Source organism: Ideonella sp. (genome assembly GCF_035254525.1).
In the GTDB taxonomy this organism is placed as follows: Bacteria; Pseudomonadota; Gammaproteobacteria; order Burkholderiales; family Burkholderiaceae_C; genus Ideonella.
The window spans coordinates 85,568-110,190 of the sequence record NZ_DATFAN010000213.1 but is presented as its reverse complement, the minus strand read 5'-3'; the positions used below and the strand labels follow the sequence as shown (position 1 = coordinate 110,190).

General features: G+C 67.3%; 23 protein-coding genes. 7 read left to right on the top strand and 16 right to left on the bottom strand.

Features of this window, described 5'->3' with window-relative positions:
- The first annotated feature begins 10 nt into the window (after positions 1–10).
- The 6 genes from VJ693_RS24995 to VJ693_RS24970 all read left to right on the top strand — a co-directional run bounded on the left by VJ693_RS24995 (position 11) and on the right by VJ693_RS24970 (position 7,655).
- A complete protein-coding gene (locus VJ693_RS24995) occupies positions 11–1,399 on the top strand; it encodes a sensor histidine kinase (RefSeq protein ID WP_324158824.1) in 1,389 nt (462 codons plus the stop codon).
- A gap of 41 nt (positions 1,400–1,440) precedes the next feature.
- Positions 1,441–1,848: an RNA-binding S4 domain-containing protein gene (locus VJ693_RS24990; protein WP_414652369.1), complete on the top strand. Its 408-nt coding sequence runs from the start codon at positions 1,441–1,443 to the stop codon at positions 1,846–1,848.
- 131 nt (positions 1,849–1,979) lie between these two features.
- The gene (gene grpE / locus VJ693_RS24985; RefSeq protein ID WP_324158770.1) at positions 1,980–2,513 is read left to right on the top strand and encodes a nucleotide exchange factor GrpE; all 534 of its coding nucleotides are present in this window, start codon (positions 1,980–1,982) and stop codon (positions 2,511–2,513) included.
- 62 nt (positions 2,514–2,575) lie between these two features.
- On the top strand, positions 2,576–4,552 hold the full coding sequence (dnaK, locus tag VJ693_RS24980) for a molecular chaperone DnaK (RefSeq protein ID WP_324158822.1): 1,977 nt from the start codon (positions 2,576–2,578) through the stop codon (positions 4,550–4,552).
- 108 nt (positions 4,553–4,660) lie between these two features.
- Entirely contained in the window at positions 4,661–5,821 is a 1,161-nt protein-coding gene (dnaJ, locus tag VJ693_RS24975) for a molecular chaperone DnaJ (RefSeq protein WP_324158769.1), read from the top strand.
- A gap of 145 nt (positions 5,822–5,966) precedes the next feature.
- Positions 5,967–7,655, top strand: a complete 1,689-nt coding sequence (locus VJ693_RS24970; protein ID WP_324158767.1) for a response regulator — start codon at positions 5,967–5,969, stop codon at positions 7,653–7,655.
- Here the strand turns inward: VJ693_RS24970 and VJ693_RS24965 are convergent.
- The 7 genes from VJ693_RS24965 to ppsA form a co-directional block, all read right to left on the bottom strand.
- Complete coding sequence (locus tag VJ693_RS24965) at positions 7,652–8,743, bottom strand: PA0069 family radical SAM protein (RefSeq protein WP_324158765.1); 1,092 nt, start codon at positions 8,741–8,743, stop codon at positions 7,652–7,654. The two genes, VJ693_RS24970 and VJ693_RS24965, sit on opposite strands and share 4 nt — an antisense overlap.
- A 120-nt stretch (positions 8,744–8,863) precedes the next feature.
- Positions 8,864–10,279: a replicative DNA helicase gene (gene dnaB, locus VJ693_RS24960; protein ID WP_324158763.1), complete on the bottom strand. Its 1,416-nt coding sequence runs from the start codon at positions 10,277–10,279 to the stop codon at positions 8,864–8,866.
- Positions 10,280–10,412: 133 nt separating this feature from the next.
- Positions 10,413–10,865 carry a 50S ribosomal protein L9 gene (gene rplI, locus VJ693_RS24955; RefSeq protein ID WP_324158761.1) on the bottom strand — a complete coding sequence of 151 codons (453 nt, stop codon included), beginning with the start codon at positions 10,863–10,865 and terminating at the stop codon, positions 10,413–10,415.
- A gap of 12 nt (positions 10,866–10,877) precedes the next feature.
- Positions 10,878–11,162 (bottom strand): 30S ribosomal protein S18, encoded by a 285-nt coding sequence (gene rpsR / locus VJ693_RS24950; protein ID WP_324158759.1) that lies wholly within the window; start codon positions 11,160–11,162, stop codon positions 10,878–10,880.
- 51 nt (positions 11,163–11,213) lie between these two features.
- The gene (gene priB, locus VJ693_RS24945; protein ID WP_324158757.1) at positions 11,214–11,498 is read right to left on the bottom strand and encodes a primosomal replication protein N; all 285 of its coding nucleotides are present in this window, start codon (positions 11,496–11,498) and stop codon (positions 11,214–11,216) included.
- Positions 11,499–11,535: 37 nt separating this feature from the next.
- Positions 11,536–11,898 carry a 30S ribosomal protein S6 gene (gene rpsF, locus VJ693_RS24940; protein WP_324158755.1) on the bottom strand — a complete coding sequence of 121 codons (363 nt, stop codon included), beginning with the start codon at positions 11,896–11,898 and terminating at the stop codon, positions 11,536–11,538.
- Positions 11,899–12,099: 201 nt separating this feature from the next.
- A complete protein-coding gene (gene ppsA / locus VJ693_RS24935) occupies positions 12,100–14,499 on the bottom strand; it encodes a phosphoenolpyruvate synthase (RefSeq protein WP_324158753.1) in 2,400 nt (799 codons plus the stop codon).
- A gap of 226 nt (positions 14,500–14,725) precedes the next feature.
- Here ppsA and ppsR point away from each other — a divergent pair, with 226 nt between their 5' ends.
- Positions 14,726–15,550 carry a posphoenolpyruvate synthetase regulatory kinase/phosphorylase PpsR gene (gene ppsR / locus VJ693_RS24930; protein WP_324158751.1) on the top strand — a complete coding sequence of 275 codons (825 nt, stop codon included), beginning with the start codon at positions 14,726–14,728 and terminating at the stop codon, positions 15,548–15,550.
- Here ppsR and VJ693_RS24925 read toward each other — a convergent pair.
- The 9 genes from VJ693_RS24925 to rseP are packed head-to-tail and all read right to left on the bottom strand — an operon-like array spanning position 15,544 to position 24,613.
- Positions 15,544–16,326: an RNA methyltransferase gene (locus VJ693_RS24925; RefSeq protein WP_324158820.1), complete on the bottom strand. Its 783-nt coding sequence runs from the start codon at positions 16,324–16,326 to the stop codon at positions 15,544–15,546. The two genes, ppsR and VJ693_RS24925, sit on opposite strands and share 7 nt — an antisense overlap.
- On the bottom strand, positions 16,320–16,949 hold the full coding sequence (gene rnhB / locus VJ693_RS24920) for a ribonuclease HII (protein ID WP_324158749.1): 630 nt from the start codon (positions 16,947–16,949) through the stop codon (positions 16,320–16,322). The genes VJ693_RS24925 and rnhB overlap by 7 nt, the downstream gene beginning before the upstream one ends.
- Positions 16,918–18,039, bottom strand: coding sequence for a lipid-A-disaccharide synthase (gene lpxB, locus VJ693_RS24915; protein WP_324158819.1), 1,122 nt, complete (start codon positions 18,037–18,039; stop codon positions 16,918–16,920). The genes rnhB and lpxB overlap by 32 nt, the downstream gene beginning before the upstream one ends.
- 39 nt (positions 18,040–18,078) lie before the next feature.
- Positions 18,079–18,867 carry an acyl-ACP--UDP-N-acetylglucosamine O-acyltransferase gene (gene lpxA, locus VJ693_RS24910; protein ID WP_324158747.1) on the bottom strand — a complete coding sequence of 263 codons (789 nt, stop codon included), beginning with the start codon at positions 18,865–18,867 and terminating at the stop codon, positions 18,079–18,081.
- Between the two features lie 16 nt (positions 18,868–18,883).
- Positions 18,884–19,330 carry a 3-hydroxyacyl-ACP dehydratase FabZ gene (gene fabZ / locus VJ693_RS24905; protein ID WP_324158745.1) on the bottom strand — a complete coding sequence of 149 codons (447 nt, stop codon included), beginning with the start codon at positions 19,328–19,330 and terminating at the stop codon, positions 18,884–18,886.
- A complete protein-coding gene (lpxD, locus tag VJ693_RS24900; RefSeq protein WP_324158744.1) occupies positions 19,327–20,382 on the bottom strand; it encodes a UDP-3-O-(3-hydroxymyristoyl)glucosamine N-acyltransferase in 1,056 nt (351 codons plus the stop codon). The genes fabZ and lpxD overlap by 4 nt, the downstream gene beginning before the upstream one ends.
- A gap of 14 nt (positions 20,383–20,396) precedes the next feature.
- A complete protein-coding gene (locus tag VJ693_RS24895; RefSeq protein ID WP_324158742.1) occupies positions 20,397–20,906 on the bottom strand; it encodes an OmpH family outer membrane protein in 510 nt (169 codons plus the stop codon).
- The gene (gene bamA / locus VJ693_RS24890) at positions 20,906–23,245 is read right to left on the bottom strand and encodes an outer membrane protein assembly factor BamA (protein ID WP_324158740.1); all 2,340 of its coding nucleotides are present in this window, start codon (positions 23,243–23,245) and stop codon (positions 20,906–20,908) included. The genes VJ693_RS24895 and bamA overlap by 1 nt, the downstream gene beginning before the upstream one ends.
- A 9-nt stretch (positions 23,246–23,254) precedes the next feature.
- Complete coding sequence (gene rseP / locus VJ693_RS24885; RefSeq protein ID WP_324158738.1) at positions 23,255–24,613, bottom strand: RIP metalloprotease RseP; 1,359 nt, start codon at positions 24,611–24,613, stop codon at positions 23,255–23,257.
- Positions 24,614–24,623: the final 10 nt, after the last annotated feature.

Here is a 24,623-nt window from a genome sequence, read left to right as displayed (position 1 = left end):
CGATCGGCTGATGATCGGCATCCTGGCGCCGGTGCTGGTGTTCTCGCTCGTCAACACGACCGTGCTGTACCGCCAGGCCTTGAAGGCCGCGGACACCGCCTACGACCGCACCCTGCTGGCCACCGCCAAGTCGATCGGCGACCTGCTGGAGGTCAGCCTGGAGGCCGACCGCCCGCACCTGAAGTCGACGCTGCTGTATTCGGCGCTGGAAGCCTTCGAGGCCGACAACCGCAGCCGCCTGTACTACCGCGTGACCGGCTTCGACGGCGAGATCGTGTCGGGCTTCGACGCCCTGCCCGCCTGGCACGGCAGGATCCCGCAGAAGGGCCCCTACGCCGCCCTGGTCGACTTCTACGACGACCACTACCGCGGCACGCCGGTGCGCGTGGCGGTGCTGCTGCAGCCGGTCACCTGGGCCGGCGGCCAGGGCATGGCGACGATCCAGGTGGCCGAGACGCTGGAGCTGCGCGAGACGCTGGCGCGCAGCCTGCTGCTGGACACGCTGTGGCGCCAGGCCGCGCTGCTGCTGCTGATCGCCGGCGTCGTCGTCTTCGTCGTGCAGCGCGCGACGCGCCCGGTGCAGGATCTCAGCCTCGCGCTGCGCTCGCGTGCCGAGGGCGACCTGGCGCCGCTGGACGACAGCGGCGTGCCGCGCGAGCTGCAGCCGTTGGTGGCGGCCACCAACCACCTGATGGGGCGCCTGAGCCGCTTGCTGGACCACCAGACGCGTTTCGTGCGCGACGCGTCGCATCAGCTGCGCACCCCGCTGGCGGTGCTGAAGACCCAGGTCCAGTCGGCCCAGCGCGGCGATCTTGAGCCGCAGCAGGCGCTCGGCGAGATCGGCGACACCGTCGACCGGGCGACCACGCTGGCCAACCAGATGCTGGCGCTGGCCAAGGTCGAGCAGGTGCGCCAGCAGGCCGACGCACCGGTGCTGGACTGGGCCGAGATCGTGCGCGCGGTGGCACTCGACCTGTCGGCGTTGATCGTCGAGCACCAGCTCGATTTCGACATCGACACCCAGCCGGCGCCGGTGCGCGGCCACGAATGGGCGCTGCGCGAGCTGTCGCGCAACCTGATCCACAACGCGATCAAGCACGGGCGTGACGGCGGCCGGCTGGCGATCCATCTCGTGACCGACGCTCGCCACGCCGCACTGACGGTGTCCGACAGCGGCATGGGCATCACCGACGAGCAGCGTCATCGGCTGTTCCAGCCCTTCTCGGCCGGCCTGGGCGCCGGCAACGCCCGCGGCGGGTCGGGCCTGGGGCTGGCCATTTGCCACGAGATCGTCTCCACGCTGGGCGGCCAGATCGAACTTGACAACCGCATCGTGCGCGGCGCGGTCGAGGGCCTGGATGCGACCGTACGCCTGCCGCTCGCCACGACACCGAAGTGACGATCGGCCTGAGCGAAAATCAAGCCGTGAAGGAACCCAAGCTGACGACAGCACCGGTCCGCCTGGACAAATGGCTCTGGGCGGCGCGCTTTTTCAAGACCCGTGCGCTGGCGGTCGAGGCCATCGGCAAGAACCGGGTCGACGTGAACGGCCAGCCGGCCAAACCCTCGCGCGACCTGCGCGTGGGTGACCAGCTCAGCCTGCGCGAGCCGGGCCTCCCGCCACGTACCGTGCAGGTGCTTGGCCTGAGCGAGATCCGCGGCCCGGCGCCGGTGGCGCAGACCCTGTACACCGAGACCGCCGAGAGCCTGGCAGCCCGCGAGGCGGCGCGCGAAGCCAGGCGCCAGGGCATCGAGCCGGCCCAAGCCATCGAGCATGGGCGCCCGACCAAGCGCGATCGCCGCCAGTTGGCCGACTGGAACCGCTGGAGCGCCTCGGCCGACGAATAGGCCCGCTGCGCCGCCAGCACAGATTCGCGGTTTTCTTGCGCCCGAGCGCAAAAAGCCCTCTTGAACCGGTGGGAAACGGCCCCAAATGGCGGCGGAACCCGGTAATTCGACGTCCTTCGACCCTTTCGACAATGAGCAACAACGACGCCACCCCGACCCCGCAGCCCGAAGCCACGCCCGCCGCGGCGAACGCCGCCGACGCCACCACCAGCCCGGAGGCCCAGCTGGCGCAGGTGCAGGCGCAGCTGAACGAGGCGCAGGATGCCTTCCTGCGCGCCAAGGCCGAGACCGAGAACGTGCGCCGGCGCGCCGACGAAGAGATCAGCAAGGCGCGCAAGTTCGCCGTCGAATCTTTCGCCGACAGCCTGCTGCCGGTGAAAGACAGCCTCGAAGCGGCCATCGCGATGCCCGACGCGCCGGCGCAGAAGGTGCTCGAAGGCGTGCATGCCACGCTGCGCCAGCTGAGCCAGGCGCTCGAGCGCAACAAGGTGGCCGAGATCAACCCGCCCGCCGGCACCAAGTTCGACCCCCACCAGCACCAGGCGATCAGCATGGTGCCGGCCGAGCAGGAGGCCAACACCGTGGTCGCGGTGCTGCAAAAGGGCTACCTGATCGCCGAGCGCGTGCTGCGCCCGGCGCTCGTCACCGTGGCGGCGCCCAAGTAAGCCGCTTCGAGGGCAGGTTTTTCACAGGCCCCGGCCCTTGAAGATGCCCGAGTTATCCACAAATCGAAACCAGACACCCTAACGATTCAGGAGCCACGAACATGGGAAAGATCATCGGCATTGACCTCGGCACGACGAACTCGTGCGTTGCCATCATGGAAGGCAACAACACGAAGGTCATCGAGAACTCGGAAGGCGCGCGTACCACGCCGTCGATCATCGCCTACCAGGAAGACGGCGAGATCCTCGTCGGTGCCTCCGCCAAGCGCCAGGCCGTGACCAACCCCAGGCACACCTTCTACGCGATCAAGCGCCTGATCGGCCGCAAGTTCACCGAGAAGGAAGTGCAGAAGGACATCAACCTGATGCCCTACTCCATCGTGGCCGCCGACAACGGCGACGCCTGGGTCGAAGAGCGCGGCAAGAAGCTGGCGCCCCCGCAGGTCAGCGCCGAGGTGCTGCGCAAGATGAAGAAGACCGCCGAGGACTACCTCGGTGAAGAGGTGACCGAGGCCGTGATCACCGTGCCGGCCTACTTCAACGACAGCCAGCGCCAGGCCACCAAGGACGCCGGCCGCATCGCCGGCCTGGACGTCAAGCGCATCATCAACGAGCCCACCGCGGCGGCCCTGGCCTTCGGCCTGGACAAGCACGGCAAGGGTGACCGCAAGATCGCCGTGTTCGACCTCGGCGGCGGTACCTTCGACATCTCGATCATCGAGATCGCCGATGTCGATGGCGAGAAGCAATTCGAGGTGCTGTCGACCAACGGCGACACCTTCCTGGGCGGCGAAGACTTCGACCAGCGCATCATCGATTACATCGTCACCGAGTTCAAGAAGGAACAAGGCGTCGACCTGACGAAGGACGTGCTGGCCCTGCAGCGCCTGAAGGAAGCGGCCGAGAAGGCCAAGATCGAGCTGTCGAACAGCACGCAGACCGACATCAACCTGCCGTACATCACGGCCGACGCCTCGGGCCCGAAACACCTGAACATCAAGCTAACGCGTGCCAAGCTCGAAGCGCTGGTCGACGAGCTGATCGAGCGCACGATCGAGCCTTGCCGCACCGCGATCAAGGATGCCGGCGTCAAGCTCAGCGAGATCGACGACGTGATCCTGGTCGGCGGCATGACCCGCATGCCCAAGGTGCAGGACAAGGTCAAGGAGTTCTTCGGCAAGGAGCCGCGCAAGGACGTCAACCCCGATGAAGCCGTCGCCGTGGGCGCGGCCATCCAGGGCCAGGTCCTGGGCGGCGAGCGCAAGGACGTGCTGCTGCTGGACGTCACCCCGCTGTCGCTCGGCATCGAGACGCTGGGCGGCGTGATGACCAAGATGATCAAGAAGAACACCACGATCCCGACCAAGTTCAGCCAGGTGTTCTCGACCGCCGACGACAACCAGCCGGCCGTGACGATCAAGGTCTACCAGGGCGAGCGCGAGATGGCCTCGGGCAACAAGAGCCTGGGCGAATTCAACCTCGAGGGCATTCCGCCGGCGCCGCGCGGGCTGCCGCAGATCGAGGTGACCTTCGACATCGACGCCAACGGCATCCTGCACGTCGGCGCGAAGGACAAGGCGACCGGCAAGGAAAACAAGATCACCATCAAGGCGAACTCGGGCCTGACCGAAGGCGAGATCGAGAAGATGGTGAAGGACGCCGAGCTGAATGCCGCCGAAGACGCAAAGAAGCTCGAGCTCGTGCAGGCTCGCAACCAGGCCGACGCGATGATCCACTCGGTCAAGAAGAGCCTGGCCGAGCACGGCGACAAGCTCGACGCTGGCGAGAAGGAAAAGATCGAGTCTGCACTGAAGGACGCCGAGGAAGCGCTCAAGAGCGACGACAAGGCGACCATCGACGCCAAGACCGAAGCACTGATGACGGCAAGCCAGAAGCTCGGCGAGAAGATGTACGCCGAGCAGCAGGCGGCACAGGGCGCGGCAGGCGGCGCGGGGGCTGAGCAGCCCTCGGCGTCGCAAGCGCAGCAGCCGGCCGACGACAACGTGGTCGACGCGGAGTTCAAGGAAGTCAAGAAGTGATGAGCCGTCACGCCAACAGGCGTGACGTCCTATCTCGCCGAGTTCGAACGTCAGGCCAGGCGCCTGACGCTCAACTCGGCGGTTTGCGTTGAGACACCGAGACCTTGCATGGCAAAGCGTGACTACTACGAAATCCTGGGCGTGGCCAAGAACGCCTCGGATGACGACATCAAGAAGGCCTACCGCAAGCTGGCCATGAAGTTCCACCCTGACCGCAACCAGGGTGACGGCGCGAAGGTCGCCGAGGAAAAGTTCAAGGAGGCCAAGGAAGCCTACGAGATGCTGTCGGACGCGCAAAAGCGCGCGGCCTACGACCAGTACGGCCACGCCGGCGTCGACCCGAACGCGGGCGGCTTCCGCGGCGGCCCGGGGCCGGAAGGCTTCGGCGGCTTCGCCGAGGCGTTCGGCGACATCTTCGGCGACATCTTCGGCGGCCAGGGCGGCCCCGGCGCCGGGCGCCGGGGTGGCGGTGGCGGCCAGAAGGTCTACCGCGGCAACGACCTCTCGTACGCGATGGAGATCACGCTGGAGGAAGCGGCGCTCGGCAAGGACAGCCAGATCCGCATCCCCAGCTGGGAGCATTGCGAAGCCTGCAGCGGTACCGGTGCCAAGCCCGGCACCAAGGCCAAGGCCTGCACCACCTGCAATGGCGGTGGCACGGTCCACATGCGCCAGGGCTTCTTCAGCATCCAGCAGACCTGCCCGCACTGCCATGGCACCGGCAAGATCATTCCCGAGCCCTGCACCGTGTGCGACGGTGCCGGCAAGGTCAAGAAGCAGAAGACGCTCGAGGTCAAGATCCCGGCCGGCATCAACGAGGGCATGCGCATCCGCTCGGCCGGCAACGGCGAGCCGGGCACGAACGGCGGCCCGCCGGGCGACCTCTACATCGAGATCCGGATCAAGCAGCACGACATCTTCGAGCGCGACGGTGACGACCTGCACTGCACCGTCCCGGTCGGCCTGATCACCGCCGCGTTGGGCGGCTCGATCGAGGTGCCGACGCTGACGAGCAAGGTCGAGATCGAGCTGCCCGAGGGCACCCAGCACGGCAAGACCTTCCGCCTGCGCGGCAAGGGCATCAAGGGCATCCGCTCCAGCTACCCTGGCGACCTGTACTGCCACATCACGGTGGAGACGCCGGTCAAGCTGACCGAGCACCAGCGCAAGCTGTTCAAGGAACTGGACGAATCCTTGAAGAAAGGCGGCGACCGCCACTCGCCCAACGCCAAGAGCTGGACCGACCGGGTCAAGGACCTGTTCAAGTAAACGGCCCGGGCAGCCGATAAGCCCAGGGAAAGGCCCCCCGGCAGTCCGCCGGGGCCGCTCTGCTCGACCTTGGGCCCGGCTGCATGTTGTTTCGCCAGCTTTACACCGTCGACGATGCCGGGCCGGCTCGCCAAGGAGCGCAGCCGTGACGCGCGCCGACCGTGACTTCAGCTCCTGCAAGGCGCTGATCATCGACGGTCACCCGACCTCGCGCAGCATTCTCGCGGCCCAGTTGCGCGACCTCGGCGTCGGCACCGTCATCCAGTGCAGCCGCATCGCGGACGCCCGCAGACAGCTCGAGGCGCGTGAGTTCGACCTGGTGCTGTGCGAGCAGCACTTCCAAGACGGCAAGGCCTCGGGCCAGTCGCTGCTGGACGACCTGCGCCGCGCCCAGTTGCTGCCCTTTTCCACCGTGTTCGTCATGGTGACCGGCGAGGCGAGCTACACCGCCGTCGCCGAGGCCGCCGAATCGGCGCTCGACAGCTACCTGCTCAAGCCGTTTGCCGCTACGTCGCTCGCCGAGCGCCTGCTGCAGGCCCGCAAGCGCAAGCGCGTGCTGCGCGAGATCTTCACCGCCGTCGAGTCGGGCGATTTCGACCACGCCGCCCGGCTGTGCCTGGTCCGGTTCCATGACCGGGCGCCCTACTGGCTGTACGCGGCGCGCATCGGCGCCGAGCTGCTGCTGCGGCTGGGCCGGCACGACGCCGCGCAGAAGCTCTTCCAGGCCGTCATCGACGCCCAGGCCCTGCCGTGGGCGCGGCTGGGCATCGCGCGCTCCCAACTCGAGGGCGGCAAGGTGCAACAGGCCAGGCGCACACTCGAGGTGCTGATCTCCGACGATCCCAGCCATGCCGATGCCTACGACGTGATGGGCCGGGTGCACGTCGAACAAGGTGCGTTCGGCGAGGCGCTGGAAACCTACCGCATGGCGACGCAGCTCACGCCCGGCTCGATCGAGCGTCTGCAGCGCCAGGGCATGCTGGCCTTCTACGTCGGCGAGCACGCCGAGGCCCGGCGCGCGCTGGAGCGGGCGGCCAGCATCGGCATCACATCGAAGATGTTCGACCTGCAGTCGATGGTGCTGCTGGCTTTCGCGCGTTTTCGCGACAAGGACGGCAAAGGCCTGCAGCGCTGCGCCGACAACGTGCGCCACGTGCTGGAGCGCAATGCCGAGAGCCCGCGGCTACGTCGTTTCGGCGCGTTGATCGACACGCTGGTCCTGATGCTCAACCGCCAGGTCGCGCGGGTGCTCGACCAACTGCGTTCGATGGCACACGAGATCCGCCGGCCCGACTATGACGTGGAAGCCGCGCTGAACATGGTCACGCTGCTCTCCGAGCTGGCCGCCGCCGAGCTGCGGCTCGAGGAAGCCGACGAGTGGGTCGACAACCTGGCGATGCGCTTCTGTGTGTCCAAGAGCCTGTCCGAGTTGTTGGCCAAGGCCGCGGGAACCCACCTGCCCTATGCAGACCGCGTGCGTGGCGCCCACGCCAAGGTAACCGCGCTGGCCGAGGCGTCGATGAACCACAGCCTCAACGGCGAGCCGCGGACAGCCGCCAAGGCCCTGCTCGCCCACGGCGCCAAGACGCAGAACACCAAGCTGATCGACATGGCCCGCATGGTGCTACAACGCCACGCCGAGAAGATCGACGACGCGGCCGACCTGCATGCCATGGCTGACGAGCTCTACGCCAAGTTCGCCTCGTCCACCACGCCGGGCTTCAATGCGAGCAACCACAACCGCCAGTCCGGCGGTCTGGCGCTTCGCGCGTCGGCGACACCCTCAGTCGCCGCGCCCATGGCCCCTGCCGACCGCACCGTGTCGGCCGCCTAGAACAGGCTCTGCTGCAACGGCGCTGCACCCGCCGCCGGCCCGCGGCGCACGAAGCGTGTCAGATCCAGCTCGACGCGCTGCTGGTTCAACCCCAGCCTCGCCGCCGCCTTCTCGAACCGCTGCCGCACCAGTTCGGCCCAGAGCCCTTGGCCGGTCATGCGCTGGCCGAAGCGCGCGTCGTAATCCTTGCCACCGCGCAGGTCCCGCAGGCGCGACATCACCCGTTTCGCGCGCTCGGGGAAATGCGCCTCGAGCCATTGCTGGAACAGCGGGTTCACTTCCCAGGGCAGACGCAGCACGATGCTGAACGCGCTGCGTGCGCCAGCCTGGGCCGCGGCTTCGAGGATGCGCTCGATCTCGGGCTCGTTGATGAACGGGATCACCGGTGACACGCTCACCCCCACCGGCACCCCGGCTTGGGCCAGGCGCTCGATCGTGCGCAGCCGCCGCTCGGGCAGCGCGGCGCGTGGCTCGAGGATGCGCGCCAGCGCGCCATCCAGCGTGGTGATCGACACATAGGCAGCCGCCAGGCCCTGCGCAGCCATCGGCCCGATCAGGTCGAGGTCACGCTCGATGCCGGAAGATTTCGTGATCACCGAGAACGGGTGCTTGAACTCGGCGAGCACCTCGATCACCGAGCGCGTGATGCCGAGCTTGCGCTCGGCCGGCTGGTAGGCATCGGTCGCCGAGCCGATGTTGAGCGCCAGCGGTTCGTAGTTGGGGTTCTGCAGCGTGGCCCGCAGCCGCTCGGCTGCGTTGACCTTGGCAAAGACCTTGGTCTCGAAATCGACGCCCGGCGACAGATTCAGGTAGCTGTGCGTCGGGCGTGCAAAGCAGTAGATGCACCCGTGCTCACACCCGCGGTACGGGTTGATCGACACGTCGAAGTTGATGTCGGGCGAGTCATTGCCGGTCAGGATGGTCTTGACCCGCTGCTCGATGACCTGGGTGACCGCCGGCGCCGGCTGCTCCACGACGCGCTGCTCGAGCGTGCCCCAGCCGTCGTCGAAGCTCTCGTGGCGCTCTACCGTGAACCGGTGCTCGATGGCCCATCCGGTGCCCCGGCCCTTGGGCGGCACGATGAGCATGGGCTGGGCGACCCCGGTCGGCGTCGGGCGCTGGTGCGAAAGTTGGCTTGGCATACTGTGAATATATACAGTATGCCGGCACGTGCCAAGCGCCCGGGCGAATCCGGGACTCCGGCAGGGTCAGTATTCCTGCCCGTAGGCGTCCGGCGCCATGTTGTCGAACTTGGTCAGTGGCTTCAGGAAGGTCAGCTTCACCGTGCCGACCGGGCCGTTACGCTGCTTGCCGATGATGATTTCGGCGACGCCGGGCTCCTTCGAGTCCTTGTTGTAGTAGTCGTCGCGGTAGATGAACATGATCACGTCCGCGTCCTGCTCGATGGCGCCCGATTCGCGCAGGTCGCTCATCATCGGTCGCTTGTCCGTTCGGGTTTCGACCGAGCGGTTGAGCTGCGACAGCGCGATCACCGGGCAGTGCAGTTCCTTGGCCAGCGCCTTCAGGCCGCGCGAGATTTCGCTGATCTCGGTCGCGCGGTTCTCGCCGCTGGAGCTGTTGGTGCCGCTCATCAGCTGCAGGTAGTCGATCACGATCAGGCCCAGCTTGCCGCACTGGCGCGCCTGGCGCCGGGCGCGCGCGCGCAGCTCGGCCGGATTCAGCGCGGGTGTCTCGTCGATGAAGACCGAGGCCTTGGAGAGCTTGTCCACCGCTTCGGTCAGGCGCCCCCAGTCGTCGTCGCGCAGGCGCCCGGTGCGCAAGCCCGACTGGTCGATGCGGCCCAACGAGCCGACCATGCGCAAAGCCAGCTGCGACGCGCCCATTTCCATCGAGAACACGACGACCGGCAGGCCCTCTTGCACGGCAACGTTCTCGGCGATATTCAAGGCGAAGGCGGTCTTGCCCATCGACGGGCGCGCCGCCAGGATGATCAGGTCGCCGCCCTGCAGGCCGGCCGTCATGCGGTCCATGTCGAAGAAGCCGGTGCGGACGCCCGTCACCTCCTCGGCGCCGTTCTCGGCCAGCTCGGTGACGCGGTCGATCAGCTGCATCACCAGCTGATCCATGCTCTGGAAACCCTGCTTGGTGCGCTGGCCCTCCTCGCCGATCTTGAAGATCTTGCCCTCGGCCTCGTCGAGGATCTGCGAGACCTGGCGACCCTGCGGGTTGAAGGCCTGGGTCGCGATCTCGTCGCTCGCCGCGATCAGCTTGCGCAGGATCGCGCGCTCACGAACGATCTCGGCGTAGCGGCGCAGGTTCGCCGCGCTCGGCACGCTCTGCGCGAGCGCGTTCAGATAGGCCAGGCCGCCACATTCCTCGGCCTTGCCGAGCGACTGCAACTGCTCGAAGACCGTGATCACGTCGGCCGGCTTGGTCGCGTTGATCAAGCCGCCGATGGCGCCAAAGATCAGCCGGTGCTCGTAGCGATAAAAGTCGCTTTCGTTGAGCACGTCAGCTGCCCGATCCCAGGCGCCGTTGTCGAGCAGCAGGCCGCCCAGCACGCTCTGCTCGGCTTCGATGGAGTGCGGCGGCACCCGCAGCTTGGCGACTTCTTCGTCGCGCGGCTCGGCGCGCGGGTCGTGAGCGTCGAAGATCGTGGTCATGTCAACGGTGGATGTGACTCAACTGGTGAACAACCCTGTGGATTCTTGGCCGGAGGCTGTGGAAAACCATTGGGCCAAAACGCGAAAGGGCCGGGGTGACCCGGCCCTTTCATCGATCAGGAATCTACGCTGATCAGTCGGTTTCGCCAACCACCTTCACGGTGATCTCGGCCACCACATCGGTGTGCGCCGCAACGCTCACCGGGAACTCGCCGACCGCCTTGAGCGGGCCGTTGGGCAGGCGAACCTGCGCCTTGGCGACCGGGAAGCCGGACTTGCCCAGCGCTTCCGCGATGTCGTGGTTGGTGACAGAACCGAACAGGCGGCCGTCAACGCCGGCCTTCTGGCTGATCGTGACAGTCAGGCCGCTCAGCTTCTCGCCCACCGCTTGCGCGGCGGCCAGCTTGTCGGCGGCGACCTTCTCCAGCTCGGCGCGACGGGCTTCGAATTCCTTGACCGCGGCCTCGGTCGCGCGACGGGCGCGCTTGGTCGGGATCAGGTAGTTGCGGGCAAAGCCGTCCTTGACCTTGACGATGTCGCCCAGGTTGCCCAGGTTGGCCACCTTGTCCAGCAGGATGATTTGCATGGCGGGTGCTCCTTAGACCTTGTGTTGATCGCTGTACGGCAGCATCGCCAGGAAGCGCGAACGCTTGATGGCGTTGGTCAGCTGGCGCTGGAAGAAGGCGCGCGTGCCGGTCAGGCGAGCGGGCGTGATCTTGCCGTTCTCACCGATGAAATCGCGCAGCAGATCGACATCCTTGTAGTCGATCGACTCGACGCCGGTCACGGTGAAGCGGCAGAACTTCTTGCGGCGGAACAGCAGCGACTGCTGGTTGCGCTTCGGACGGCGATCCTTGGAAAAACGGGATTTGGGCGGGGGCATGATGACCTCTGAAAATTGATGATCCGGTGTTCAAACAGGTTCGTGGGCTCGTCAGGCGTCGATCTCGGTCACGTGGAACACGAGGCCTTTGCCGTTGCGCGAGGCAGCCAGGAAGCCGGCGAAGGTGGCCGGGGCTCCGAGCGCCAGGGCTGCGGCGGGCCGCGTGATCGCCCCGATCGCCACCGCCTTGAGCTGCATCGCAACCTGGCGGGGCTGGCCATCTTCGCTGACCTGGGACTGGTGCTTGAGCATCAGGTCCAGGGCCGGCAAACCGGCGGGGGTGTAACGCATCGCGCCTCGCTCGACCACCTCGGCGGCCAGAACCAGCCGGTTCATGGCGTGACCTCGGCGCCGGGCGACGAACCCGCGGGCTTCAGGCGGCGGACTCCTGGGCGGCCTTGCGGGCCTCTTCCTTTTCGACCGACTTCATCATCACCGACGGCGTCGTCTCGGCCTTGTCGACCTTGACGGTCAGGTGGCGCAACACGGCGTCGTTGAAGCGGAAGCCGGTTTCCAGCTCGGTCAGCACGTCCTTCGAGCACTCGATGTTCAGGCACAGGTAGTGCGCCTTCGCGAGCTTCTGGATCATGTAGGCCAGCTGGCGGCGGCCCCAGTCCTCTACACGATGCACCTTGCCACCACCGTTGGTGACCAGGGTCTTGTAGCGCTCCAGCATGGCCGGAACCTGTTCGCTTTGATCCGGATGGATCAGCAGAATGATCTCATAGTGACGCATGAACTCTCCTTGTGGATTCCGAAGAATGGAAGCCGCCCCGCGCGTCAAATGCAGGTGCGGCAAGGGGAAAAGCCGACCATCATAACAGATCGGGCCGATTGAACTGGGGCACGCGGTGCCGAGGAGTCCGGCACCACCCTCCGAGAGGGCGCACGGCCCCCTTCGGAACGGCCGTGCGCTGGCCGCGCAACCCGGCCCTGATCAGCGGACGCCAGCCAGGCGCGTCCAGGTCTCGATCACTGAATCCGGATTCAGCGAAATCGACGCAATGCCCTCGGCGGCCAGCCATTCGGCGAAATCTGGGTGGTCGCTCGGGCCCTGGCCGCAGATGCCCACGTACTTGCCGGTTGCCCGGCAGGCGGCGATTGCACGCGAGATCAGCGCCTTGACGGCCGGGTCGCGCTCGTCGAAATCCTCTGCCAGCTGCGCCAGGCCGGAATCGCGGTCCAGGCCTAACGTCAGCTGGGTCAGATCGTTCGATCCAATCGACATGCCGTCGAAGTGCTGCAGGAACTGCTCAGCCAGGATGGCGTTGCTCGGCACCTCGCACATCATGATCAGGCGCAGGCCGTTCTGGCCCCGCTTGAGGCCCCGCTCGGCCAGCGCCGCGGCCACCCGCTCGGCCTGCCGCACGGTGCGCACGAAGGGGACCATGATCTCGACGTTGGTCAGCCCCATGTCGTTGCGCACCCGCTTCAGGGCCTCGCACTCCATGCCGAAGGCATCGGTGAACTCGCCGCTGATATAGCGCGAGGCACCGCGGAAGCCCAGCATCGGGTTCTCTTCGTCCGGCTCGTAACGCGAGCCACCGATCAGCTTCTTGTACTCGTTGGACTTGAAGTCCGACAGGCGCACGATCACCGGCTTGGGCCAGAAGGCGGCGGCGATCGTCGCCACGCCTTCGGCCAGCTTGTCGACGTAGAAGGCGCGCGGCGAGGCGTGCCCGCGGGCCACCGACTCGACCGCCTTCTTCAGGTCCGGGTCGACGTTCGGGTAGTCGAGGATGGCCTTGGGGTGCACCCCGATGTTGTTGTTGATGATGAACTCGAGCCTGGCAAGGCCGACGCCCGAATTCGGCACCTGCGAGAAGTTGAACGCGAGCTGCGGGTTGCCCACGTTCATCATGATCTTCACCGGGCAATACGGCAGCTCGCCCCGCGTGACCTCGGTGACCTCGGTTTCCAGCAGCCCGTCGTACACGTGGCCGGTGTCGCCTTCGGAGCAGACCACCGTGACCAGCGCGCCGTCATGCAGCGTCTCGGTCGCGTTGCCGCAGCCGACGACCGCCGGAATGCCCAGTTCGCGCGCGATGATCGCCGCATGGCAGGTGCGCCCGCCGCGGTTGGTGACGATCGCGCTGGCACGCTTCATCACCGGCTCCCAGTTCGGGTCGGTCATGTCGGTGACCAGCACGTCGCCCGGCTGCACGCGGTCCATCTCGGCAATCGAGTGCACGAGACGCACGGGCCCGGTGCCGATCTTCTGGCCGATCGCGCGGCCTTCGGCCAGCACCGTCGAGTGGCCCTTGAGCTTGTAGCGGTGTTCGACCTGGCCGTCGGCCTGGCTGCGCACGGTCTCGGGCCGGGCCTGCAGGATGTAGAGCTTGCCGTCGACGCCGTCCTTGCCCCACTCGATGTCCATCGGGCGGCCGTAGTGCTTCTCGATCACCAGCGCGTACCTGGCCAGCTCGGTCACCTCAGCGTCGTTTAGCGAGTAGCGGTTGCGCTGCTCGGGCGGCGTGTCGACCGTCTTCACCAGCTTGCCGCTCTTGGCCTTCTCGTCCGGCGACGCGAACTCCATGCGGATCAGCTTGGAACCCAGGCTGCGGCGAATGACCGCCAGCTTGCCGGCTTCGAGGGCCGGCTTGTGCACGTAGAACTCGTCCGGGTTCACCGCGCCCTGCACCACCGTCTCGCCCAGGCCGTAGCTGGCGGTGATGAAGACGACGTCCTTGAAGCCCGACTCGGTGTCGATCGTGAACATGACGCCGGCGGAGCCGACGTCGGAGCGCACCATGCGCTGCACACCGGCCGAGAGCGCCACGTCCGAGTGGGCAAAGCCCTTGTGCACGCGGTAGCTGATCGCGCGGTCGTTGTACAGCGACGCGAAGACCTCCTTCATCTTGTGCAGGACCTCGTCGATGCCGTGCACGTTGAGGAAGGTCTCCTGCTGCCCGGCGAACGAGGCATCGGGCAGGTCTTCGGCCGTGGCCGACGAGCGCACGGCCCAGGTGGCGTCCGGCGAGTCGCCGGCCACGCGGGCGTATTCGGCACGCACGGCAGCATCCAGCGCCGGCGGGAACGGCGCATCGACCACCCATTGCCGGATCTCGGCGCCGGCCTCGGCCAGCGCGCGCACGTCGTCGGTATCCAGCGCAGCCAGGCGCTTGTTGATGCGCTCGGTCAGCCCGCCATGGGTGAGGAATTCGCGAAACGCGTGCGCCGTGGTGGCGAAACCGCCGGGCACGCGCACACCCGAGGCGGCCAACTGGCTGATCATCTCGCCGAGGCTGGCGTTCTTGCCGCCGACCGCCTCGACATCGGTCATTCTCAGGTGTTCGAACGGGGCGACCAGGGCGGTCGCCAGGTGGCTGGATGACATGGAAAAGCTCCTTGATGACAAAAAACCTGGCGCCGTGCCACCCCTGTTGCCACGCCGGGGGCCCACGCTGCAGCGCGTTGGAAGGATTGTTCGAGGCTGCAGGGGCTCATTTTCCGCGGCATGTTCCGGTGCGGTTACGCAACCGGACTCAAGGAGCACGTCATTGGCTTCATTCTACGAAGGGATTGCCTATCATCGCTGACTCCTGGCTGAAACCGAGCAGCGCATGCCCAATCGCACCGTGTTCTTTGTCTCCGACGGCACCGGCATCACCGCCGAAACCTTCGGTAACTCGATCCTGGCCCAGTTCTCGGCCAAGCCGCGCCACATCCGGCGGCCCTTCATCGACACGGTGGAGAAGGCCGAAAAGGTGGTGGCCGAGATCAACGCCACCGCCGCCACCGAGGGCAAGCGGCCGATCGTCTTCATCACGCTGGCCAACGAGACCGTGCGCGCCATCCTGACCACCGACCACTGCAAAGGCATGGTGATGGACATGTTCGCCGCCTTCGTCGAGCCGCTGGAGATCGAATTCGGCATCAAGTCGAACCACCGTGTCGGGCGCTTCTCGGATGCCGCCAAGAGCCAGGAATACAACGACCGCATCGAGGCCATCAACTTCTCGCTCGCCCACGACGACGGCCAGTCGGCCAAGAATCTGCAGGCGGCCGACGTGATCCTGGTCGGGGTCAGCCGCAGCGGCAAGACGCCGACCTCGCTCTACCTCGCGATGCAGCACGGGATCAAGGCCGCCAACTATCCGCTGATCCCCGAGGACTTCGAGCGCGGCCACCTGCCCTCTTCGCTCGCGCAGCACAAGCGCAAGTGCTTCGGCCTGACGATCGACCCGGAACGGCTGGCACAGATCCGCAACGAACGGCGCCCCGGCAGCAAATACGCAGCGATCGAGAATTGCCGCTACGAGGTGCACGAGGCCGAGCAGATGATGAAGCGCAGCGGTATCTCCTGGCTCAGTTCGACCCACAAGTCGATCGAGGAGATCGCGACGACCATCCTGCGCGACATCCGGCCGGACCGGCTGGTCTACTGACCCTCACCGAGCGTCGCGGCGAACAGGCACACCGCCGCGGCCGCCGCGACGTTGAGCGACTCCTCCCCGCCCGGCTGCGGGATGCGCACCGTCTGTGCGCAGCGCGCCATCAGCGCCGGGTCGACGCCCTGCCCCTCGTGGCCCAGCACCCAGGCGCAAGGCCGCGGGAGCCTGGCCTGGCCCAGCAGCAGGCCACCGTGCGAACTGGTGGCCAGCAGGGGCACCTGCAACTCGGCCAGATCACCAGCCTGCAAGCCCTCGATCAGGCGCAGGCCGAAATGCGCGCCCATGCCGGCACGCAACACCTTGGGCGACCACAGCGCCGCCGTGCCCTTGATCGCAAGAATCTGCCGCACCCCGAAGGCCGCGGCGCTGCGCAGGATGCTGCCGACGTTGCCGGCGTCCTGCAGCCGATCCAGCACCACGCTGGCGGCGGCAGGCTCGATGGCCGGCGCGTCGGGCGTCGGCAGCAACGCACCGATGCGCCCAGGCGACTCGAGCCCGCTCAGGCCCTTGAACATGGCGTCGGGCACGCGCAGCACGCGGCGCGCCCGGCCCGCCCAGGCGCGCCAGTCCGGCCGGTCGAGCCAGGCGCTGTCGGCGAACACCAGCGCGTCCAGCATGACGCCGCGCTGCAGCGCCGCCCCGACCAGGTGGTCGCCCTCCAGCCAGACCTCGCCCAGCTTGCGGTAGGCACCCGGGTCGCCCGCCAGCTTGCGCACCCGCTGCAGCAGCGGGTTGTCGCGCGAGCTGATCAGCAGCGGTTCGGTCACCAGGTTCTCTCCAGCGCTTCGCGCACCGGTGCGAATGTGCGCCGGTGCACCGGCGAGGCGCCGTGCAGACGCAAGGCCTCGAGGTGCTCGGGGGTCGAGTAACCCTTGTGAGACGCGAACCCGTACTGGGGATGGGCCGCATCGAGCTCGAGGCAGAGCCGATCCCGGTGCACCTTGGCCAGGATCGATGCCGCCGAGATCGACGGCACCGTCGCGTCACCCTGGACGATGGCCTCGGCCGGAATGCGCAGCACCGGCAGCCGGTTGCCATCCACCATCACCTTCGCCGGCAGCAGGCGCAGGCCCTCGACCGCGCGCCGCATCGCCAGCATCGTGGCGTGCAGGATGTTCAGGGTGTCGATCTCCTCGACACTGGCCTGGGCGATGCTGCAGCACAGCGACTTCGCGCGAATCTCGTCGAACAGCGACTCGCGGCGCTTCTCGGTCAGGACCTTCGAGTCCTTCAGGCCCTTGATCGGCTTCAACTCGTCGAGGATCACCGCCGCGGCCACCACCGGCCCAGCCAGGGGCCCGCGGCCGGCCTCGTCCACGCCGGCCACCAAGCCGGGCGCATCGAACACGAGCGTGATCTGCTCAGGCTTGCTGGAGGATTTGCGCGATCGCATCGCCGGCCTTGCGCGCCGTATCCTGGCGCAGTGACAGGTGCAGTTCATTCAGCCGGGTCGCCAGCGTCTCGCGGCGAGGCGCGTCGTCGAGCCAGGCCAGCGCCTCGCGGGCCAGGGCCGATGGGGTCGCGGCATCCTGCAGCAACTCGGGCACGATGAACTTGCGGGAAAGGATGTTGGGCAGGCCGAACCAGCGCTGGTAGGCCCGGCGCTTCATGTACTGCCAGTTGAGCCAATGCATGCGGTAGGTGATGACCATCGGCCGCTTGAACAGCGCCGCCTCCAGCGTGGCGGTGCCGCTGGCGATCAGCGTCACGTCGCAGGCCGCCAGCGCCTGGTGCGAACGGCCGTCGACCAGTTGGATGGCCGCGCCCCCTGCGTGTTCGGCGAGCAGCGGTTCGACCATCGGGCGCAGCCCGGGCGCCACCGGTAGCACGAAACGCAGGCCGGGCCGCATCCGCGCCATCAAGGCAGCGGCTTGCAGCAGCACCGGCGCGATGTAGCGGATTTCGCTGCGCCGGCTGCCCGGCAGCAAGGCGACCACGGTGTCTTTCTCGGCCAGACCGAGCGCGCCGCGTGCGGCGGCGCGCGGCGGTTCGAGCGGGATCGTGTCGGCCAGCGGATGGCCGACGAAGGTGGCCGCGACGCCGTGTTCGGCCAGCATCGCCGGCTCGAAGGGGAACAGGCACAGCACGTGGTCCGCCGCGGCCGCCAGCTTCCTGGCCCGCTCGCCGCGCCAGGCCCAGATCGACGGACAGACGAAGTGCACGGTCTTGATGCCGGCCTCGCGCAGCGGCGCCTCGAGGCCGAAGTTGAAGTCCGGCGCGTCGACGCCGATGAACACGTCCGGCCGCTCGGCCAGCAGCCGCTTGCGCAGCGCGTTGCGAATGCCGACCAGTTCGCGGTAGTGGCGCAACGCGTCCACGTAGCCGAAGACGGACAACTTCTCGCTCGGCCACCAGGCGTCGAACCCTTGGGCCAGCATGCGCGGGCCGCCGATGCCCGCCGCCCGCGTGCCCGGCCAGCGTTCACGCAGGCCTTGCAGCAGAAGGCTGGCCAGCAAATCGCCGGAAGCCTCACCGGCCACCATCGCGAGGCGCGGCGCTGTCGAAGCCACCACGGCGGCCCCTCAGCGCACGATGCCGCGCTTGGCGCCGGCGAGGAAGGCGAGCATCACCTCGATGTCGGTATCCGCCTCGGGCTGCGTACCGCGCAAGGCGCCGAGGGCGGCCACGGCCTGGTCGAGCGGCAGCGAATCGCGATACAGCAGCTTGTGCATCCGGCGGATCACGGCGATGCGCTCATCGCTGAAGCCGCGCCGCCTGATGCCGGTCAGGTTGACCGCACGCACCGTCAGCGGGTTGCCGTCCACCGTCATGAAGGGCGGCACGTCCTGCGCCACGTGCCCCTGGAAGCCGATCATCGCGTGGGCGCCGATGTGCACGAACTGGTGCACGCCCGACAGCCCCCCGATCACGGCCCAGTCACCCACATGCACGTGGCCTGCAAGCGTGGCGTTGTTGGCCAGCACCGTGTGGCTGCCCAGGCGCACGTCATGGGCGACGTGCACGTAGGCCATGATCCAGTTGTCCGAGCCGATGCGGGTGACGCCCTCTTCCTTCATCGTGCCGAGGTTGAGCGTGCAGAACTCGCGAATCGTGTTGCGGTCGCCGATCTCGAGCCGCGTCGGTTCGCCGCCGTAGCTCATGTCCTGCGAGATCGCGCCGATCGAGGCGAACTGGAAGATGCGGTTGTCGCGGCCGATCGTCGTGCGGCCCTCGATCACCGTGTGCGGGCCGACCGTGGAGCCCGCGCCGATGCACACATGCGGACCGATGACCGCATAGGGGCCGACCGTGACCGAAGCGTCGAGCTGCGCCGCCGGATCGACGATCGCGGTGGGATGGATCGTGGCCATCGCGGGTCGCCTCAGCTCAACCTACCTTGCGCATGGTGCACATCAGCTCGGCCTCGGCCGCCATCTCGCCGGCGACCGTCGCCTTCGCCTTGTACTTGTAGATGCCGCCGCGCACGCGGTCGATCGAGGCCTCGAGCATCAACTGGTCCCCTGGCTCGACGGGGCGCTTGAAGCGCGCGCCGTCGATGCCGGCGAAGTACACCACCATGTCGTCGCCCGGGTCGACATCCATCGAGGCGAACGACAGCAACGCGGCCGATTGCGCCATCGCCTCGAGGATCAGCACCCCCGGCATCACTGGCCGGTGAGGAAAGTGCCCGGTGAAAAAGGGTTCGTTGAAGGTGACGTTCTTCAGCGCCAGGATGCGGACATCCTTCTCCAACTCGACGACCCGGTCCACCAGCAGCAAGGGGTAGCGGTGCGGCAGACGCTTGAGGATCTGGTGGATGTCCATGACGGTCATGTTGAGCTCTTCTTCTCGAGCGCGCGCAACCGCGCGCGCAGGGTGTGCAACTGGCGCAGCGTCGCTGCGTTCTTTTCCCAGTTGGCATTTTCGTCGATCGGGAACACGCCGCTGTACTGGCCCGGCTTCGTGATGGAGCTCATCACCACGCTCGCAGCCGAGATGTGCACGTGATCGGCGATCTGCAGGTGGCCGAGGATCATCGCCGCACCGCCGAAGGTGCAGTGCTTGCCGATGCGCGCGCTGCCCGCGACGCCCACGCAGCCGGCCATCGCGGTGTGCGCGCCGATGTGCACGTTGTGGGCGATCTGGATCAGGTTGTCGAGCTTGACGCCGTCTTCGATCAAGGTGTCGTCGAGTGCGCCGCGATCGACACAGGTGTTGGCCCCGATCTCGACATCGTCGCCGATCCAGACGGCCCCCAGCTGCTCGATCTTCTCCCAGCGGCCCTCGCAGGGGGCAAAACCGAAGCCGTCGGCACCGATCACCGCACCGCTGTGGACGATGCCGCGCGCGCCGATGCGGCAGCCGAAGCCGAAGGTCGCGCGCGCGCGCAGCTGGGTGCCCTCGCCCAGCTCGGCGCCCTCGCCGACCACCGCATGGGCGCCGACCGCCACATGCTCGCCAATGACGGCGTGGGCTTCGATCACCGCCATCGGCCCGATGCTGGCCGAGGGGTGGACCTGCGCACCGGGCGCGACATACGCACTCGGGTGCACGCCCGGCCCGGGCGCCGGGCGTGTGCGTGCAGCCCACCAGCGGGTCAGCCGGGCGAAGGCGAGGTAGGGGTCGGGCACCACGATCGCCACGGCGCCGCGAGCAAGCGCCGCCTCAGCTGCCTCGGCGCGCACGATGACGGCGCCGGCGGTGGTGCTCTGCAGCAGGTGCTTCAGGCGCGGCTGCGACAGGAAGCTGATGGTGTCGGGGGTCGCCGCTTCAAGCGGGCCGATGCGCTCGACGAGGCGCTCGCCATCGCCGCGCAGCTCGCCGCCAAGGGCGGCCGCGATGTCGGCCAGGCGGGCGGAGAGGGTCACGCCCGGCCGGGAGGGCATGGTCAGTCCGCCATTCACTTGCCGGCGTTCATCGCGTCGATCACCTTCTTGGTGATGTCCACGCGGGGGCCGGCAAAGATGACTTCTTGCAGGATCAGGTCGTACTTCTCCTGTTCGAAGATCTGCTTGATGACCTTGTTGGCCCGCTCGACGACGGCGGCGAGCTCTTCGTTCTTGCGCTGGTTCAGGTCCTCTTGCAGCTCACGGCGCTTGCGCTCGAAGTCGCGCTGCTGCTCGGCGAGCTCTCGCTGGCGGCGCCCGCGCTCGGATTCGGCCAGCGTCGGGCCTTCCTTCTCAAGCTTCTCCATCGCGGCGCGTACACGGCCGGCCTGGTCGTTCATCTCGGTCTCGCGCTTCTTGAACTCGGCTTCCAGCTTGGCTTGCGCAGCCTTGGCCGGGGCGGCCTCGCGCAGCACGCGCTCGCTGTTGACATAGCCGATCTTCAGTTCCTCGGCACTGGCGCCGACTGCCGCGAACGAAAGGGCCGCCGCAGCGACGAGAAATTTGCTAAGCGACATCTTCATCAAAAGGCCGTTCCGACTTGAAACTGGAAACGTTGGATTTTATCGCCCCGGAAGGAGCGAAGCGGGGTGCCGTAGCTGAGTTTCAGCGGGCCGACCGGCGAGATCCAGCTCAGGCCGAGGCCCGCCGAAACCCGCAGATCATCGAGCGTGCCGGATTGGCCGCGGTCGCGGTCATTCTGCGTCACACCGCCCGAATGATCGCGCCAGACGTTGCCGGCATCGGCAAAAAGGAAGATTCGCAGCGACTTGTCGTTCCCCGAGCCCGGCACCGGCAGGTAGAGCTCGGAATTCAGGTTCAGCTTCTTCGAGCCGCCGTCGTAGGCGCCGGTGACGTCGACGCCGCCGAACGAGTTCTGCTCGAACACGCGCACCGAGCCCAGACCACCGCCGTAGAAATTCTTGAACAGCGGATAAGGCTTGCCGCCCAGGCCGTAACCCGCCCCGACCTCGCCGTTGACACCCAACGTCAGCTTGTTGGTCAGGGTGAAGTACTGCTGGTACTGCGCATTCAGGCGCGCGTAGTGCACGTCGCCCGCCAGGCTGAAATCAAGGTTCACGCGCTGATACCGGCCCTTGGTCGGAATCATCGGGTTGTCGCGCTCCTCGCGCGCCCAGCCGACCGTCAGCGGCACGCTCAGCGCATGGTTGCCGAAGTTCTCGACGAAGGTGTAGTAGCTGTTGGGCACGCCTGCCGACGTGCCGATGATCGTCTGCTCGAGGCCGATGCCGAAGAAGACCGTGTCGTATTCGGTGAACGGCACACCGAAGCGCACCGAGGCGCCCGGGGTCGCCAGCTGGTACGCATCGCCCAGGCTGTTCAGCGGCTTGGAGGTGCGGTAGTACACGTCGATCGCGCGCGAGACGCCATCGTCGGTGAAATACGGGTCGACCGTGCTGATCACCAGGTTGCGGGCGAGCTTGCTGGTATTGACCTCGAGGCCGAGGTAGTTGCCCGTGCCGAAGACGTTCTCCTTGCGGATCGCGCCCGAGAACGACAGGCCGGCGGACGAATAGCCAGCGGCGAGCTGCAGGCTGCCGGTGGCCTTTTCCTTCACGTTAAGGATCAGGTCGACCTGGTCCGGCGCGCCGGGCACCTCTTGCGTGTCGACCGTGACCTCCTCGAAGAAACCCAGGCGCTCGACGCGATCGCGCGACAGCTTGATCTTGGCGCTGTCGTACCAGGCCGATTCGAACTGGCGGAACTCGCGCCGGATCACCTCGTCGCGCGTGACGGCGTTGCCGGCGATGTTGACCCGCCGCACGTTCACGCGAACGCCCGGGCTGCCCTGTAGCACCACCACGACCTGGCCCGTCTTGCGGTCGATGTCCTGCCGCGGCTCGATGCGTGCAAACGCGTAGCCGTAGGTGCCGTACAGGTCGGAGAACGCGCGCGTGGTCGCCGTGACGTCGTCGCCGCGATACGGCTCGCCCGGCCTGATCAGCACGCGCTGCTTGAAGTCTTCCTCGCGGCCGAGGTATTCGCCCTCGAGCTTCACGCCGGCCACCGTGAAAGGCTGCCCTTCCTCGACGACGACGGTGATCGAGATCTCCTGCTTGTCCGGCGAGATCGTGACCTGGGTCGACTTGACGTCGAACTCGAGGTAGCCCTTGTTCAGGTAGTAGGCGCGGATCTTCTCGAGATCGGCGTTGAGCTTGGCGCGCGAGTAGCGGTCGGACTTGGTGTACCAGCTCAGCCAGCCGCCGGTCGTCAGATCCATCAGGTCGAGCAGCGTCGACTCGCTGAAGGCCTTGGTGCCCTCGATGTGGATGTCCTTGATCTTCGCGACATCGCCTTCGACCACGGTGAAGGTCACGTTGACCCGGTTGCGCTCGATCGGCGTTGCGGTCGTCACCACCTCGGCGCCGTACAGGCTGCGCGTCAGGTACTGGCGCTTGATTTCCTGCTCGGCGCGGTCGACGACGGCCTTGTCGTAGGGTTGACCCTCCGAGATGCCGTTTTCCTTCAAGGCCTTGGCCAGCGTGTCCTTGTCGAACTCGCGCAGACCGATGAAGTTGACCGACGCGATCACGGCGCGCTCTTCGACGATGACGACGACCACCTGGCCGTCGATGTCGATGCGCACATCCTTGAACAGGCCCGTGGCGAACAGCGCGCGCAGCGCGGCGGCACCCTTGTCGTCGTTGTACTGGTCGCCCACACGAAACGGCAGCGCCCCGAACACGCTGCCCGGGTCACCCCGCTGCAGGCCCTCGATGCGGATATCGCTGATCGTGAAGGGTTCGACGGCCCGGGCTGACGTGGCGACCGTGGCCGCAGCCACGAGGGCCACGTACGCGGGAACCGGACGCAGCGATGTCAAGGCAAAGGGAAATGGCATCGGGAGGTGTCACTGCAGGCCCAGCAAGCGGGCCACGTCATTGGAGAGAGCGATGGTCATCATCAGCAGGAGTACGAAGGCCCCACTGCGCTGCAGCCACTTGTGCCACAGATCCGAGACCGGTCGACCGGTCACGCCCTCGAAAAGATAATACATCAGGTGCCCCCCATCGAGCATCGGCAGCGGCAGCAGGTTCAATACGCCGAGGCTCACGCTGACCATGGCGAGGAAGCCGAGGTAGTAGCTCAGCCCCAGCTGGAGCGACTGGCCGGCATAGTCGGCAATCGTCAAGGGCCCGCTCAGGTTGCGCAGCGAAGCCTGGCCGACCAGCATGCGGCCCAGCATCTTCAGGCTCAGGCTCGCCATCTCCCAGGTGCGCTGCGCGCCGCGCACCAGGCCGTCCACGGGGCCGAGTCGTACCGTCACCATGCGGGGCGCGCCGCCGACCTGCGCGTCGATCCGGCCCAAGGTCTTGTCGCCTTCGGTCACCTGGCGCGGCGTCACGTCGAACTCGAGCCGCTCGCCCCGCCGCTCAACGACGAAATGCATCGGCGGCTGCGCCCCGCCTGCGTGGGCGCGAATGCGCTCGATCAGTGCCTGGGCGTCAGGCACCGGCCGGCCGTCGATCGCGAGCACCTGGTCGTCGGCCCGCAGACCCGCCTTGTCAGCCGGCCCGCCCGCCGCCGGCCGGCTGATCGTTGGCGTGCGGAAGGCTGCGCCGATCCCGACGTGTTGCATCGCGGCGGCATCGACCTCCTCACCGGCCAGCGCCGACAGGCGCAACGCGACCAGGCGCCGATGGCCACCGTCGGCATCGCTGACCTGCAGTTGCAGGTCTTCCCCGCGCAGCACGGCCTGGGTGGCCTGCCACTGCAATTCGTTGATCGAGGCGATCTCCTGCCACTCGCCGTCGGGCCCGGCGGTCGCCTGCACCCAGTCGCCTGCGGCCAGGCCCGCCTCGGCGGCCAGCGTGCGCGCCGGCGGCGTTGCGAGGATGGCCATCGGCTCATCGGTCCCGACCCAGTGCGCTGCTGCGTAGAGCAGTACCGCCAATGCCAGGTTGACCAGCGGGCCGGCCGCGACGATGGCAGCCCGCCGGGTCAGCGACTGGCGATCGAACGCCTGGTGTGCCTGCTCGGGCGGAACCGGCCCTTCGCGGTGATCCAGCATGCGCACATAGCCGCCCAGCGGGATGGCCGAGATCGTGAACTCGGTGGCGCCGCGCTGGCGCCGCCAGATCACCTGGCCGAAGCCTACCGAGAAGCGCAGCACCTTGACGCCGCACCAGCGCGCCACCTGGTAGTGGCCATACTCGTGCACGACGATCAGGATGCCCAGGGTCAGCACGAAACCGAGAAGCATGTTCATGCCGGGTCCC